This is a genomic window from Xanthomonas sp. NCPPB 2933 (assembly GCF_056725225.1).
The window spans coordinates 942,925-958,635 of record NZ_CM161518.1 but is presented as its reverse complement, the minus strand read 5'-3'; the positions used below and the strand labels follow the sequence as shown (position 1 = coordinate 958,635).

Annotated in this window: 14 protein-coding genes; 1 reads left to right on the top strand and 13 read right to left on the bottom strand. The window is 65.1% G+C overall.

Annotation, left to right across the window (positions count from 1 at the left end):
• Positions 1–26: 26 nt before the first annotated feature.
• From gspM to AC1PLU_RS04040, 13 genes are all read right to left on the bottom strand, one after another.
• On the bottom strand, positions 27–503 hold the full coding sequence (gene gspM / locus AC1PLU_RS04100; RefSeq protein ID WP_481107781.1) for a type II secretion system protein GspM: 477 nt from the start codon (positions 501–503) through the stop codon (positions 27–29).
• Positions 500–1,588, bottom strand: a complete 1,089-nt coding sequence (gspL, locus tag AC1PLU_RS04095) for a type II secretion system protein GspL (RefSeq protein ID WP_481107780.1) — start codon at positions 1,586–1,588, stop codon at positions 500–502. The genes gspM and gspL overlap by 4 nt, the downstream gene beginning before the upstream one ends.
• Entirely contained in the window at positions 1,585–2,577 is a 993-nt protein-coding gene (gene gspK, locus AC1PLU_RS04090; RefSeq protein WP_481107779.1) for a type II secretion system minor pseudopilin GspK, read from the bottom strand. The genes gspL and gspK overlap by 4 nt, the downstream gene beginning before the upstream one ends.
• Positions 2,574–3,197, bottom strand: a complete 624-nt coding sequence (gspJ, locus tag AC1PLU_RS04085; protein ID WP_481107778.1) for a type II secretion system minor pseudopilin GspJ — start codon at positions 3,195–3,197, stop codon at positions 2,574–2,576. The genes gspK and gspJ overlap by 4 nt, the downstream gene beginning before the upstream one ends.
• On the bottom strand, positions 3,194–3,574 hold the full coding sequence (gspI, locus tag AC1PLU_RS04080; RefSeq protein WP_481107777.1) for a type II secretion system minor pseudopilin GspI: 381 nt from the start codon (positions 3,572–3,574) through the stop codon (positions 3,194–3,196). Before gspI ends, gspJ begins: the two co-directional genes overlap by 4 nt.
• Positions 3,558–4,016 carry a GspH/FimT family pseudopilin gene (locus AC1PLU_RS04075; protein ID WP_481095181.1) on the bottom strand — a complete coding sequence of 153 codons (459 nt, stop codon included), beginning with the start codon at positions 4,014–4,016 and terminating at the stop codon, positions 3,558–3,560. The genes gspI and AC1PLU_RS04075 overlap by 17 nt, the downstream gene beginning before the upstream one ends.
• Before the next feature lie 51 nt (positions 4,017–4,067).
• Complete coding sequence (gene gspG / locus AC1PLU_RS04070; RefSeq protein WP_481095180.1) at positions 4,068–4,532, bottom strand: type II secretion system major pseudopilin GspG; 465 nt, start codon at positions 4,530–4,532, stop codon at positions 4,068–4,070.
• A gap of 28 nt (positions 4,533–4,560) precedes the next feature.
• Positions 4,561–5,757, bottom strand: coding sequence for a type II secretion system inner membrane protein GspF (gene gspF / locus AC1PLU_RS04065; RefSeq protein ID WP_481095179.1), 1,197 nt, complete (start codon positions 5,755–5,757; stop codon positions 4,561–4,563).
• Positions 5,744–7,231, bottom strand: a complete 1,488-nt coding sequence (gene gspE, locus AC1PLU_RS04060) for a type II secretion system ATPase GspE (protein WP_481107776.1) — start codon at positions 7,229–7,231, stop codon at positions 5,744–5,746. The genes gspF and gspE overlap by 14 nt, the downstream gene beginning before the upstream one ends.
• A 4-nt stretch (positions 7,232–7,235) precedes the next feature.
• A complete protein-coding gene (gene gspD / locus AC1PLU_RS04055) occupies positions 7,236–9,314 on the bottom strand; it encodes a type II secretion system secretin GspD (protein WP_481107775.1) in 2,079 nt (692 codons plus the stop codon).
• The gene (locus AC1PLU_RS04050; protein ID WP_481107774.1) at positions 9,311–10,129 is read right to left on the bottom strand and encodes a type II secretion system protein N; all 819 of its coding nucleotides are present in this window, start codon (positions 10,127–10,129) and stop codon (positions 9,311–9,313) included. Before AC1PLU_RS04050 ends, gspD begins: the two co-directional genes overlap by 4 nt.
• 159 nt (positions 10,130–10,288) lie before the next feature.
• Positions 10,289–12,946: a TonB-dependent receptor domain-containing protein gene (locus AC1PLU_RS04045; protein WP_481107773.1), complete on the bottom strand. Its 2,658-nt coding sequence runs from the start codon at positions 12,944–12,946 to the stop codon at positions 10,289–10,291.
• Positions 12,947–13,024: 78 nt separating this feature from the next.
• The gene (locus AC1PLU_RS04040; RefSeq protein WP_162498247.1) at positions 13,025–14,521 is read right to left on the bottom strand and encodes a hypothetical protein; all 1,497 of its coding nucleotides are present in this window, start codon (positions 14,519–14,521) and stop codon (positions 13,025–13,027) included.
• A 187-nt stretch (positions 14,522–14,708) separates the two neighbouring features.
• On the opposite strand from AC1PLU_RS04040, the gene AC1PLU_RS04035 reads away from it, so the two are divergent.
• On the top strand, positions 14,709–15,566 hold the full coding sequence (locus AC1PLU_RS04035) for a 2OG-Fe(II) oxygenase (RefSeq protein WP_481107772.1): 858 nt from the start codon (positions 14,709–14,711) through the stop codon (positions 15,564–15,566).
• The last annotated feature ends 145 nt before the right edge of the window (positions 15,567–15,711 follow it).

The window sequence follows — 15,711 nt, the reverse complement described above, 5'->3', positions numbered from 1 at the left end:
AAATACCAAAATCCAACGCGTGCGCGTCACGGTGCGGGCTCCGCAAATCCGCAGCGTACCCGCAGTTGGCCCTGGTCGCGCACGATGCTCAACTGTGTCGGTGCCAGGCCATGCGCTTGCCGCAGCCGTTCCAGCCAGGCGAACAAGGTGGTGGTGCTCACCGCATCGATCTTCACTTCCACACCGCCCGCAGCGCTGCGCTGCTGCGAGCTGATGCCGACACCGGCATCGCGTGCGCTGCTTGCGATGATGTCGGCCAGCGCGGCTTTGCCGGTTGCGGCTGGGCGCTTGGTTGCCGATGCCTGCGCGGATGCATCCAGCACCAACTGCGCCGCATCTGCGTAACGCGCCTGCGCCTGTACACGCCAGTGCCGCAGCGGCAGGTAGAGCGCATACCAACCGACGAACGCGGCCACTGCGGCGCACGTCACGCCCAGCATCACCCGCTCGCGCGGCGCACGCGTTTGCCACCACTGCATCCCGCGTTGCAGACCTGCACTCATTGCACTGGCTCCAGCACGAATGGCGTGCGCAGGCGATCGTCCTCGCTCTGGCTGGTGCCTGGTTGCAACCTCCATCCTGCCTCTGCCAGCCGCACGGAAAGTTGCTGCACGCTGGCGGCATCGGTATGCAGCAGTGTGGCCCGCAACGGCTGTGCCGACTGATAGTCGAGCTGATCCAGTTCGGCAGCGGGAATGGCATCGACCGCGGCGAACAAGGTGCCGAGCTGCACCGCCAGGGTATCGACCGCCGCACCCACATGCCGACGTGCCTGCAGCGCTGCCGGCACCGCCGCTGCGTCGTACACGCCCAACTGCGCGGCGGAGCGCGACTGCAGCATGCGCGCACCGATCTCGTAGCGCAGTGTCTGCGCCAGCAACAGAAGTAGTGGCGACAGCAACACCAGCGCGGCCAACGCTGCAAGACGACGCGGCCTGACCATCTGCGCAGTGGCCGGCTTTGCAGCGAATGCCTGCTGAAGCAAATTGATCGGCGCGCGTGTGGCGCATTGGGCAAAGCAGGCGATCACCAGCGCAGGATCAGGCGTTGGTGGCTGTACCGGTGCGCGCTCGCCCAGCAGCATGCGTGCAGCCTCGGGCTCCAGGCTGCAGGCCAGGCCTGCGGCACGGATCAGCCAACGGCCATCCCAGTCCATCACGGCTGCCGTACCGTCGGCACCGGGCTCCAGCAGCAGGCAATCGGGCACCACGGCATCGGGGGTGACGCCTAGCTGCGCTGCGCGCGCCAACCACTGCTGCATCACCGCGCTCTCCACCGCAGCCACCAGGCGCGTGCCATCGGCTTCGGCAGTCTCGGCGATCACCACATGCAAGGTCTGCGTCTCCACGGCCAGATGCTCGGCCAGTTGCAGGCGTGCGGCGGCTATCGATTGCGCGGTGCTGCGCCCCGGCAATGTCAGCCAGCGCAACTGCACGTCCACGCCCGGCACCACCAGCACGCTGCGTGCAGACGCGTCAAACGGCGCGCTGGCCGCGCGTTGCGACAGCACCTGGCCGTGCGCATCGACGTGCACGGCAATGGCTTGCGCAGTGGCATCGTCGGTCAGCAACAGCAAGGTGGTACTCATTCGTCGGAACTCCATTGGCGTGCCACCAGCCGCACACGCCCCGCAGGATCTTGCTGCAACAAGGCATCCAGCATGACCTGCGCGCCGGCATGGTCGACCTGGCTGTAGAGGGAGAAATAGCTGGTGCGTAGTGCGAATTGTTCCAATACGGCGTTGGAGGGCTCGGCCTGTATCAGCGCGGGCTGGCTCAGGAACGTCTTGGCGTCGCGCCATCCTCCGGCCGGCCGCGCGGCAATGACGCGTCGCGCAGCTGGCAGCTCCAACGCGCCTTCGGTGAGCGCCACCAGCACCGGCCCATCTTCCAGGCTGAGTGTATTGATATTGATCGGCGACAAGCGCCCCTCCGGCAATGCACACACATACGGCCGCAATTGCGCGATCACCTGCGGCGTATAGCCGGCGATGGCGCGCAGTTCGCTGACGCCGGCCAGTAAGGCTGCCCCGGTGCGCAACGGCACTGCCAGTTGCAGGTAACGACCGTCTTCGGCGCCCTGCGCACCGGGTTGGCTGTCGCTGTCGATCCAGTCCACCAGCGCATCGCTCAAGGCCTGCGCCTGTTGCGGCGCGATGCCGAGCACCTGCAGCAACGCGATGTATTGGCGTACACCGTCGTCGTTGCGTTGCCATTGCTCGGGAGCACCGGCGACCACACTGTTGAGATTGAAACAGCCGCCGCGGTCGCGCAGACGCAAGCTCACCGCGCCGTCGTCCAGCGGGAAGGTGATCGGTTGATCGTTCCAGCCGCCCTCCAGCGTTGTGCGCATCGGGTCGCGCCTGGCCAATGCCTGCAGACGTTGCCGCGCAATGGTTTCGGTGCCCAGCGCGTACCACTGCGCCTGCGTCATCGCCTCGCCATTGCCGCTACGACGCAGACCGAAGCGCAGATCGTCCAGCACCGCGACTATCAGCAGCGTCATCACTGCGACCAGCAACAACACCGTCAGCAGTGCGACGCCGCGTTGCTGCGTCCCTGCGTTCAAGGCTTTCATCCGCGTCCCTCCGGCAGCAGGAACAGCTGCCGCACGCGGCCCCATTGCTCCAGGTCCAGCTCCAGCGAGATCGCATCCGGCAATGCTTCGAGCCCGCCGCTCCAGCCATCGCTCCATTGCGCGCGGTAATGAAAGCCCACGACTGCAGAGCGCACACCGTGCAACACCACCTGCGGCGTGCCGGCAACTGCGCCATCGAGCGCGGGGCGTGCACTGCGCTCCAGGCGTCCATCGACCACGCGGTACTCCACATACTGCAACGACGCACGCGGCGCCTGATCCGGATTGCTCCAACCGCGCCGCACAAAACCGAACAAGGGCCCGGGCGCACCGGGCGGGCTTGCGATGAACGCGTCACGTGCTGGGCCGCCCTCGCTGTTGCGCGTGCGCCGCACAGCGGCCTGTTGCAGATCGCTGCGCAGCAGACCATGCACAAGTTGAAACTCGCGAATCTGCTGCAGGCGCGCACGTACCGCATCGCGCTGATCGATGCTCTGCCGCATCACCACCACTGCCGCGACCGCCACCAGTGCGAACACCGCCAGTGCAACCAGCAGCTCGATCAAGGTGAAGCCGGCACTGCCACGGGTACACACTGCGGCACGACGTGCGCGGATCATTCGGCGCTCCGCAAGACGCTGAGGCTGGCGATTTCCTGCGCATGCGTTGCGGCCCGCACCTGCACCTGGATCCGCACAATGCCTGCGCCGCCGGCCGGCATAGACTTTCGCTGCCAGTCCCACCTGCGGCCACCCAAGGTCTCTTGCCCATTCGCCGGTGCCAGCGCTGCGGCCGTGGGCGCCAGCATCGCTTCGATTGCCTGATTCTCTGCAACCACCGCAGCCAACGCACGCTCTTCCAACACCACCGCAGTGCGCGTGCTTTCGCCGGACAAATTCAGCAAGCCAACCACGGCCATACCGAAGATCGCCAGCGCGACCATCAGTTCGAGCAGCGAGAATCCGGCGCTGTCATGGCGATTAGCGTTGTGGCGCATCGACCCGCACCACGCCGGCTGCATCCACCAAGACCTGCACCTGCTGTTGACCGTCAGCCAGCGCGATGCGTTGCGGCGTGGCCGCGCCGGTAGGATCGAAACGCACGCTCACTTGCGTGCCGCCAACCGGCAACGCGGTCTGCACGCCAGCTGGCCAACGCAGTGCGGTAAAGGGTTTCTCATCCAGTGGCACCCAACGCTGCTGCGCCTGACGTCGGAATGCATATCCACCCGCATCGACGGTCACCTCGACCATGCGCAGGCTCAGGATCGCCTCGTCGCGTGCGTGCAGCAGGGCGCTGGCCAACGCATCGGCCTGGTCGTGCAGATCGCGCCGCGTATCGGGCAAGGTCATCACCACCAAGGTGCTGGCGAGTGCGGTGATCACCAGCACTGCGAGCAGTTCGAGCAAGGTGAAACCGCGTGTGCGCGCAGGCGACATGCGCACAAGTGATCGTCTTGCAGTGGCCGTTTGCGCGAGCACCGTTGCAACTCAGCGCCAGTTGCCGATATCGGCATTGTCGGCGTCGCCGCCTTCCACGCCATCGGCGCCGAACGAATACACATCGAAGCCACCACTGCGGCCCGGGCGACGGTACTGATACGCATGGCCCCACGGATCTTCCGGCAGGCGGCGGATGTAGCCACCCTGGCGATAGCGCTCCGGCCGGGTCAATCCGCTCGGCGCGTTGAGCAGTGCCTGCAAGCCCTGTTCGGTGCTCGGGTAGCTGAGGTTGTCCAGGCGATAGGTTTCCAGCGCCTGCTCCAGCACTGCCACATCGGCACGCGCTTTCTCGACCATCGCGCGGTCCTGGCTGGGCATCACGTTGATCATCACCACGGTGGCAAGCAGGCCGATGATGACGATCACCACCATCAACTCGACCAGGGTGAAGCCGCGCATGCGCCTGCACGATGTGAGCGAGCCGATGCGTACGCGAGGATGGATGGACTGCATGAGGATCTCCAAGGATAAGCGGCCGCGCTCAACCAAGCGCGAGGGTGTTGAATTGCAGGATGGGCAGCAGGATCGACAGCACGATCACCGCCACCACGCCGCCGAGCAGCACGATGATGGCCGGCTCCAGCAGGCTCATCGCCGCGGTGGTGAACGACTCGAATTCGCGCTCCAGATAATCGGCGGCGCGTTCCAGCATCGGCGCCAGGCGCCCGCTGTTCTCGCCGCTGGAGGCCATGTACAACAGCGTCGGTGGAAACACGCCGGCCCGCTTCATCGCCGCGGCCAGGCTGCCGCCCTCACGAATCGCGGTGACCATGTTGTCAGTGGCCAGCCGCAACGCGCGGTTGTCGACGGTGCGCGCGGCGATCATCAAGCCTTCCATCAACGGCAGCCCGCTGTTGACCATGATGGCCAGGGTGCGCGCCATGCGTGCGGCGTGCAGATCGCGGATCAACCGGCCGAGCAGGGGCGCACGCAGCACCGCGCGGTCAGCCGCCAGACGTAGCTCCGGGCGCTTGAGCAGCCGCAGCGCTGCGATCACCGCAATGACCAACGCAATCAGCAACGGAATGCCTGCATGCAACAGAAAGTTGGAGACGCCAATCACCATGCGCGTCAGCAACGGCAACGCACGCCCCATCGAATCGAACTGATCCACCACCTTGGGCACCACGAAGGTCATCAGCACGATCACCACCGCACCAGCGGTCAAGGCCAACGCCGCCGGGTAGACCAACGCAGACTGCAACTTGCTGCGCACCTGCGCTTGCCGTTCCAGCAAGTCCGCCAACCGCTCCAGCACATGCGGCAACGCACCGGCGCTTTCGCCCGCGGCCACCATCGCGCGATACAGCGGCGGAAACGCGTTGCCCTGGCGTGTCATCGCATCGGACAGACGGAAGCCTTCGACCACCAGCCCGTGCGTCTGGCTGGTGACCCGGCGCACGCCGCGGCGCTCGGACTGGGTGCCGATGGTGCGCAGCGCTTCTTCCAGCGGCGCGGTCTCCACCAGTGTGGCGAGCTGGCGGGTGAACAGCACCAGATCCTTGCCGCTGAAACGCGCCGGCCGCACGCTGCTGGTCGCGACCGCCGCCTCCACGCGCACCGGTACCCACTGCCGCTGTTCCAGTTGCGCACGCGCACTGTGCGCGTTGTCGGCAGTGATCACGCCCTGGCGGCTGTGCCCGTGCAGATCGAGCACGGTGTAATCAAACCGTGGCATGCGCATCGTCCTGTTGGCGGGTGACGCGTAGCGCTTCTTCCAGCGTGGTGAGACCTTGCAGCACCGCCGCGCGCGCGGCATCGCCCAGGCGCGGTGCGCGTGCGAAGGCCACCGCGGCCAACGCATCTTCGTCGGCGTTGTCGCCGATCAGGCGCCGCATTGCATCATCCACCGCGATGGCTTCGTAAATGCCCACACGGCCGGCGTAACCGCTGTGATGGCAGACCGGGCAACCCACCGCGCTGTAGATCGTTGCCGCGTCCGTGGCATCCAACAGCTGGCGCGTGCCGGCATCCAGCGGGCGCGGTGCGCGGCACTGCGTGCACAGGCGCCGTACCAACCGCTGCGCCAGAATCAACCGCAGGCTCGATGCGAGCAGGAACGGTTCGATGCCCATGTCGCGCAGGCGCGTGACCGCGCCCACCGCATCATTGGTGTGCACGGTGGACAGCACCAGGTGGCCGGTCAAACTGGCCTGCACGGCAATCTGCGCGGTCTCGGTATCGCGGATCTCGCCGATCATCACCACGTCCGGGTCTTGCCGCAGGATTGCGCGCAAGCCAGCCGCAAACGTCATGCCCACGCGCGCGTTGACCTGGGTCTGGCCGACACCATCAATGGCGTATTCCACCGGGTCTTCCACCGTGAGGATATTGCGCGAGCCATCGTTGAGCAGGCTCAGCGCTGCATACAGCGTGGTGGTCTTGCCCGAACCGGTCGGGCCAGTGACCAGCACGATGCCGTTGGGCACCTGCAAGGCGCGCTGCACGGTGTGCATCACCGCCGGCGGCATGCCCAACTGCGCCAACGACAGCGTGCCCTGCTCCTTGTCCAGGATTCGCAGCACCACGCGCTCGCTGCTGCGCGTAGGCAGCGTGGAGACACGTACATCCAACGCTTTGGCGCCCATCACCAACGACACGCGGCCATCTTGCGGAATGCGTTTTTCGGCGATATCCAGCCGTGCCATCACCTTGACGCGCGACACCAGCAGCGGGGCGATGCGCCCGGGCAGCGTGGCCGCTTCGCGCATCACGCCATCCACGCGCAGGCGCACACGCAAGCGCGATTCATACGACTCCAGATGCACATCCGAGGCGCCCAGGCGTGCAGCCTCGGCGATGATGCCGTTGATCAGACGGATGATCGGCGCATCGTCCTGACTGTCGAGCAGATCGGCGGTGGGAATCTCGTCGATCAACGAATCCAGGCTGCCGTGCAGATCCAGCGCCTCCACCTTCACGCCCTGCTCCATGCCGGCATCGGCGTAGATCTCCGACACATGCCGGTCGAAGACCGAAGGCGCCAAGGTGCGTACCTGCAGTGGCACACCGAGCGCACGCCGCAGCTCGATCAAGGCCTGCACATCGCCACCTTCGCGCAGGCCGATCTGCGCAGCGCTGTCGCTGCCGAGCAGCACCACACCGTGGCGTTTGGCGAACGCATACGAAATGCTGGCGCGCGCGCTACTCATGGCATCAGCGCTGCACGGGGCGGGCGCTGGGCGCAGGCGCCATCGTCGGTGCTGGCGCCACTGACGATGGCGCGGCCGGCAATTGCGGCGGCTGTGCACGCAGATAGTCGCGAACCAGTGCATCGAGCGCGGCTTCCGGGTCGCCATCGGCCAACTGGCGATCGCGCAGATAGTTGTAGCGCGGCGCGGTCATGCGCTGCGCATCGGCCGCATCGCGGATGATGGTCGGGCGAATGAACACCATCAGATTGGTCTTGTCGCGATTGCGCGATTTATGCCGGAACAGCGCGCCCAGACCGGGCACATCGCCCAGCAGCGGCACCTTCTCCACCGTCTGGCGGTCGTTCTGATCGAGCAGGCCACCGAGCGCGACGATGGCGCCGTTTTCCACCACCACGCGGGTTTCGATCTGGCGCTTGTTGAATACCAGCTCCGAAGATTGCGCGCTGACCGGCCCGGCAATCGCCGAGACCTCCTGCTTGATAGCCAGCGTGATGCCGCCCGCGGTATTGATCTGCGGGCGCACCTCCAGCTGCACGCCCACATCCTGGCGCTGGATGGTGCGGAACGGATTGACGTTGGCGGTGCCCAGCACTTCGCCGGTGGTGATCGGCACTTCTTGGCCCACCAGGATGCGCGCCTGCTCGTTGTCCAGCGTCATGATCGACGGTGTAGACAGCAGGTTGGAGCCGGTGTCGCTCTTGACCGCATCGATGATCATGCCGAACACCGCATCATTGCTTTGCCCGGCCAGGCCGATCAAGCCGCCGCTCAACCCCAGCAACGATTGCGCGGCCACATTGCGCGCCTGCTCCAGCACCGAATCTTCCTCGCCATTGTTGCTGCGCGTGCCGGCAGCCGCAGCGGCCAGCGGCACGATGCCCGGCGATGCACCGCTGTATTGCGTGGCGATCAACGGCACCGTGCCATTGCGGCCGGCCAGCAGCAGCTGCACGCCCAGGCGCTTGGCGGCGGTGTCGGAGATCTCGACCACGATCGCTTCGACCAGGACCTGCTCGCGATGCACGTCCAGTTGCCGGATCACATCCATCAAGGCGCGCTGGGTTTCCGGGTCGGCGTTGATGATCAAGGCATTGGAGCCGGGGTAACGCACGATCACCGGGCGCTTGCCGGCAGCCGGTGCAATCACCTGCGTCTGTGCACCACCGGCAGCGGCTGCCACATCCACGGCAGTCGGGCGCGCATCCTGCCCAGGCTGCGCGTCATTACCTGGCGTCTGCCCGACCAGCTGCTGCAACACGGGCAGCAATTGTTCGGCGCTGGCGTGTTGCAGACGCACCACGCTGACATCGCCACGCCGCTCGGCGCGTCCATCCAGATCCACCGCGGTGCGCACCACGCGCTGCACCAGCGCCGGGTCACCGCGCACGATCAGCGAATTGCTGCTTTCCACCGGCAACACCGACAGCACATTGCTGCGCTCGCCAGCCTGCCCGAACAGCGAGGTCAACGTGCGCGCCAGTTCCTGCGCCGAGCTATTACGCAAGGTCACCGTGTCGATCGCCGCGCGGTCGGTGTCGATCTGCGCGACCAGGCCGCGCACGCGGCGCAGATTGTCGGCGTAGTCGGCAATCAGCAGGCTATTGCCTTGCGGCATGGCCATGATCACGCCGCCGCGCCCGATCAAGGGCTTGAGAATTTCCGCGGCGCTGCGCGCATCCACGCGTTGCAAGGTGAACACCTGCGTGGCAAATCCCAGGTTGCCGTTGGCGGCGCTGCCGGGCTGTTGCGCTGCGGTGTCGTCGGGAATGATGCGATAGGTCGAAGGTCCGCTGGACACCGCGATCAAGCCATTGGCACGCAACACGGCCAGCAGCATGCCGAGCAGGTCCTCTTCCGACATCGCCTGCGCACGCGCCACATTGACGGTGCCCTGCACGCGCGTGTCCACGATGAAGGTGATGCCGGTAGCACGCGACACATCCTGGATGAAGGCACGCAGGTCCACATCTTGTAAACGCACGGCCGGCGCATCGGCGGCATGTAACGACACCATCGGCACGGCCGGTAGTGCAAGCAACAACGTGGCTGAAAGCAGCCATATAGGGCGAACAGCAGTCATTGCGGGCGCTTCAAGGTCATGGTGTAGGTCTGGCCGTCGCGGCGGTAGGTCAGCGTGGCCGCCTGGCCATCGCGCAGTTCGTCCTGCAGCTCGCGCAGGTGTTCGGCATCGAGCGTGCGGCCATTGATTTGAGTCAGCACATCGCCTGGTGCCAGGCCGGCCTGGCGCAGCAGTGCGCCATCGCCGCGCGGCATCACGGTGAAGCCGCTGCCATCCGTACTTGCACGCAAGCCGGCGGTCGTCAGCAGTTGTTGTGGGTCCACGGCCGTTGCTGCGGCGGTGCCGGTGACTGTGCCGACATTCGACATCACGGCAGGTGCCGCGCTTGTCGCTGTTGTCGCGCTCGCTGCAGGCGATGCGCTCGACGACGACGACGCCGTGGATTCGACCAACGCCAGACGCCGCACGCCGTTGCTTGCACGCAGCAACACGTGATCGCTCGCGATCGCGTGCACCACCACGCCAGGCACCACGGCATCGCCCACGCGATACGCGCCTTGCTTGCCATCGCCATTGCTCAAAAACGCGGCCGCTTGCGTACCGCCTGCGCGTACCCCATGCAACACGATGCCGTCGCTGTTGCTCTCGGGCACGCTGCGATAGAACACATCGCGGCGCAGTGCGGGCACATCCGCATTAGCTACCGTGGTGACCTGGCCAGTACCCAGCGGCCCGATCGGTGTGATCACCACCCACAGCAAGCGCGCGCACTGCAGCGCCAACACCGCAAGCAGCAAGCAGGCCACCGCAGTGCGAACACCACGCAGCGTCATCACGGGTTTCAAGGAGGGCAAAGCGCGCTGCAAAGCGGACATCCGTCTCAGGATTGCGGTCGGATGACAGAATGCGGCAGCAATGTGTCAGTTCGAAGAAACCGATGACACATGCCGACACACGGCGACACACCATCAAACGCAAAACGCCCGCCATGCGATGCACAGCGGGCGTTTGCGTTGACAGCAGCACGCGTTGGATCAGAAGCGCGCTGTCACACTCAGGTCATACGTCACGCCAGGCTGGTACTCGTACAGGTCCACCCGGTTGCTGCCCAGGCTCTGGTATTCCTGATACTTGGTCTTGAGCAGATTGCGTGCCGCAAAGTTCAACGACAGCGTATTGCCCGACCACACCAGTCCCTTCTTGATCACCAGATCCAGCGAGGTGCCCGGCTTGTCGATGTAATCCGGCTGTCCCGGGCGGCCACGCGCCGACACCCGCTCGCCGACATAGTTGGCGATCAACGTGGCCTGGCTGTGGGTGCTTTCGCTTTCCACACCGATCTGCAGGTTGGCGATGTCGTCGGACTGCCCCTGCAAGGCCGAGCCATCGCGGATGAACAAGGTCGCCTGCACCGGTGCGGTGAAGCCGAACGGCTGCACGGTGTCGCCATCGCTGGCACTCACCTCCGACTTGGTACGCGTGTAGTTGCCAGACACGAACACCCGGTTGTCGCCCCACCAGTCGCCCGCGATCGGCAGGTCCAGATACTTCTTGGCTTCCAGCTCGACGCCGTACAGCGTGGCCTTGGGTGCGTTGATGAAGCTCTGCACGATGCCGCCACCGGGTGCATCGTTGACGATGGCTTCGATCGGCTTGTCGATGCTCTTGTAGAACGCGCCAACGGTGACGTACTGGCCCGGCTCGAAGAACCATTCGTAGCGCGCATCCAGATTGACCAGCTCGCTATCGACCAGGAACGGGTTACCGAAGAACTGGCGGTCGATATCCGGATCCAGATACTGCTGCGGCGCCATCTCGCGAAACTGCGGCCGTGCGATGGTCTTGGAGGCACCAAAGCGCAGCTGCTGGTTTTCGGCAAAATTCCAGGTCACCGTGGCCGATGGCAGCGCGTAGCTGTTCTCCAACGGTGCCACGCTGTCCTGGCGCGTGCCGCTGAAGATGTCGTACGGATGCACCGCCTGGGTAGCGTCTTCGTAACGCACACCGACGGTGGCGCGCAGCGTCGGCACGATTTCGCCCTCGGCCTGCAGATAGGCCGCCTTGACCTTCAAGGTCGCATCGTACGCGGCCGCACCGAAGCTGCCGGTGGTCTCGCGCAGGCGCAGCAGATCGTTGCTGAGGTTGAAATCGGAGATCAGGTAATCCACACGCTGGAACTGGTTGTAGAACGGCAGCGGGCCATCCAGCGCCAGGAAGCGGAATTCGCGGCTCCACGCCGTGCGGTCGTTGTCCAGATAGGCCAGACCGCCCTTGACGGTGAGATCGTGCTCGATCGGCAGGCGCCAGGTCACATCCACGCCACCGCTGGCCACCTTGTCGTCGACCTTGCTGAAGCGGGTGTAGTTCTGCACGCGCGAGGCATCGTGCGCCCAGTAGCCATCCAGCAGCTCGTAACGAATGCCGGTTTCGTACGGCACATCGCGGCTGGCGTTGGCCACTGCGGCACGCCATTCGATCTTCAGGTCATCGTATTCGCCGAAGGCATGCGTACCGCGCAACTGGTTGTTGATCAGCTGGCGCTCGTACCACTCGGTGTTGTCGTCACGCACATCGAAACCGGCCAGTTCATCGCGGCCGGCGCGGCTACGCGCCACTTTCAAGGCGTCGTGCACATACAAGGTGGTCCAGCCGATGGTGTGGCGGCCGTATTCCCAACCCAGGCCCAGCATGCCGTTGGTGCGCACATTGTTGCGGGTGGTGGCGAAGTCGTAGTTGGAATTGAACTCGACCGTGTCGCCGACAAAGATGCCGTCCTGCTGCTTGCCGGTACGCGTGCGCCACTCGTTGTCGTAACTGGCCACCGCAATGATGCCCAGCTTGGCCTCGCCCACATCCATGCTGTAGCCGGCGCTGCCGCCCACATTGACGTCCGGGGCGATGCTGTCCTTTTCCTGCAGCACGTACAGGTTGGCATTGTTCAAGCTGCGGCCGATGCTGCGGATGTCCTCGCGCGAGAAACTGCCCAGATCGACGCGCCGGCCGCTCTGGATCGCATCGCGCAACGCGGCAGGCTGCTTGCGCGTGCCATCGTCATAGCCCCACTCGTCGTCGCCGGAGCCGTAGTAAGTCAGGCCTTTTTCGCCGGTGCTGACGCTGTTGACGCCGCCGCCTACGGTGAGCGAGAGAAACGGTTTATCCGGCACCGTCATCGATTGCAGATCGATCACGCCGCCGCCGAATTCGCCCGGATAATCGGCCGAATAGGTTTTTTGCACGGTCACGCTGGCCAGCACATCGCTGGGGAACAGATCCAGCGGCACCACGCGCTGCATCGGCTCGGGGCTGGGCAAGGGCGAGCCATTGAACAATGCCGAGGAATAGCGCTCGCCCAGGCCGCGCACATACACATATTTACCGCGCGACAGGCTCAGGCCGGTGACACGCGTCAGCGCCACCGCTGCGCTGCTGTCCCCGGTGCGCTCCATGTCCTCACGTGTGATGAACGATGCCACCTCGGAGGTCTGCAGCATCGGCTCGGGAATGTATTCGCCACGCACCACGACCTGGTCGAGTTGCTTGGGCGCACTGGTGGTACTGGTACTGGCGGTGCCGCTGCTGGAATCGGCATCGGTGGTAGTCGACTGCGCCAGCGCAGCGCCGGAAAACAGCAAGGTGGAAATGGAAAGAGACAGGCCCGTCCGCGAAAGACGGGCGACAGCGGAGGTTCGCATCGTGGGAGCCCTGGCAACTGAAAGATGAAGCTGGACGCATCACGCGGCGAACATCGGGCCGCCGCGTGACGCTGTGCCTCAGCAGGGACGATCGGCGGTCAGACCGCAGGTCCAGCCCTGCCACCAGGTGTCGTTGGCATCACGCACGCCACCGATGTAGTTCACCTGCTGGAAGAAGCTGCTCACCCCATTCAAGCCCTGGAACGCCGGCACGGCGGTTTCGTTGGCGCCATTGACGAAGGTGTTCTGCAACGTGGACACACCGTTGGCGACGTTGTTGGTACCGGCCGCAAACTGGGTGGCCGCACGCGCATCGCTACCGAAGGCGGTCGGGCAGGCGAAGAACACCGAGTTGAACGTGCCCAGGGTATCGGCATCAGCAAGGTTGAAGCACACCAGGCCATCACCGGTACCACCCGCCGGACGCGTGAACACCGAGTTGTAGAACGCGGCCTGCGTGCCCTGGTTGAGCATGATCGCCGCACCGGCGCGCGCATTGCCCACGTAGGTGAAGTTGGCCACCTTCGGGCGCGAATACGGCTGGCGACGCAGGCTGCTCCACTCGTTCATGCGGTCGCCGCCACCGGCGCGCTGCACCACGATGCCGAACTGCAAGGCGCCGTTCCAACCGGCATCGGTATCCAGCGAATCGTCGTCGGCACCGGTGATCACCACGTGGCTGCCGTTGACCGATCCACCGAACCATTCGATGCCGTCGTCGGAGCTGTTGTGGATCTGCACGTAATCCAGACGCGTGCCGTTACCCACACCGGCCAGGGTGATGCCCTGCAGCTCGTTGTTGGGCGAAATTTCGAAGCCCGAGTACATGACGCGCAGATAGCGCATGGAACCGCTGTTGTCGGTGACGCTGTTGCCTCCGTAGAACGCGTTGGTGCCTTCGACCTGCGCCTGACATTCCGGCGTACCTGACACGGTGGTGCCCGGGCAGTTGTTGATGGCCGCGCGGCCCAACACCACAATGCCGCCCCACAGGCCGATGGTATTGGCGGTGACGGTGCCGTCCAGCGCCTGACGCGCGGTGAACACGATCGGTGCGGTGGCGCTGCCTTCGGCAAAGATCTGCGAGCCGCGATTGACCACGATGTAGTCGCTACCCGACGAGCCGTACAAGGTCGTGCCCGGCTCGATCGTCAAAATGCCCTGCGCGCTGCCGGCGGCCGGTGCAATGGCATTGCCGCCGCGGTCGGTACCCACGTTGACGCGGCCACTGATCGAATACGCAGTGCCTGCACGTGCCGGCACCACCAGATTGCCGGTGATGGTGTCCGGCAACTGGCAGGCGCGCAGCGTATTGTTGGCGATGGTGCCGACGTTGGAAAAACCGGTCGGGCAATCCGCAGCCGGGCCGGTCGGTGCCGGTGCAGGCGTCGGTGCCGGTGCAGGCGTCGGTGCCGGCGTGGGCGCCGGGGTCGGTGCAGGAGCGGGTGTCGGTGCGGGCGGAAACGCACCCTCGCCAGGCGAAGCGACGCGGTCGGCACCACCACCGCAGGCGGACAGCGCCAGTGCGGTACCAAACGTCATCAATAATGTCTTGCTGCTGTTGCGAACGGCCATGCGGCTGATCTCCAGGTCAAAAGGTCCGGTATGAAGAGGAGTCGTCAAGAATTGGTGGCGTTCCGCGCACTGCAGTGGCGAGCACGTTCAAGATCCCCGTCACTTTTATAGGGGCTATGTGTTGCATTTGTCTTACCGCGACACATTTGACATAAAGCTGCCACACGTTGGCATGCACTGTAGGGCGATGACATCGACCACTATTCCCGCCGCCCTGGGCGATTGGATCATTGCGCAGGCAATGGCCGGCCAACCGCCCGAGCAAGCGCTACAACCGCTACTGGATCAGGGCTGGAACGAGCAGGACGCCATCGACGCGGTAGAAGCATTGCTGCGTGAGCACATCCAGCAACATGCAGTGACACACAGCCTGCCGGTACCGGTGCGCGTGCCTGCGGTGTCGCAGGACAACGATGCCTCGCTGCTGGATCTGGGCGACCGCCAGGTGCGTGTACTGATCAGCCTGCTGCTGCCGCGCGTGGTGGTGCTGGGTGATTTTCTGTCCGATGCCGAATGCGATGCCTTGATCGCACTGGCACAACCACGCCTGGCACGCTCGCGCACCGTGGATAACGACAACGGCGCGCAGATCGTGCACGCCGCGCGCACCAGTGACAGCATGGGTCTGCAACTGGGCCAGGACGCGTTATGCCAACGCATCGAAGCGCGCATCGCACGCCTGCTCGATTGGCCGGTAGACCACGGCGAAGGGTTGCAGGTCCTGCGCTACGCCACCGGCGCGGAATATCAGCCGCACTACGACTATTTCGACCCAACCGCCGCCGGCACACCGGTGTTGTTGCAGGCCGGCGGTCAACGCCTCGCATCGCTGGTGATGTATCTCAACACGCCCGAACGCGGCGGCGCCACGCGCTTTCCCGATGCACATCTGGACGTGGCCGCCGTCAAAGGCAACGCCGTGTTTTTCAGCTACGACCGCCCGCATCCAATGACGCGCAGCCTGCATGCCGGCGCACCGGTACTGGCCGGCGAAAAGTGGGTCGCAACCAAGTGGCTGCGCGAACGCGCGGTGCGTTTGCCCTAGTCAGTCGAGCGCGCGGTGCCCTTGCCGCACCAGACAGTTTGCTGGTTGCTTGAAAACATGCACACAGACCACCTCGACTGGTCCTTGCCCGTCCACCGTCGCGGGACCTTACGCGGCATGAATGCCGCGTAAGAGCCTACATGGA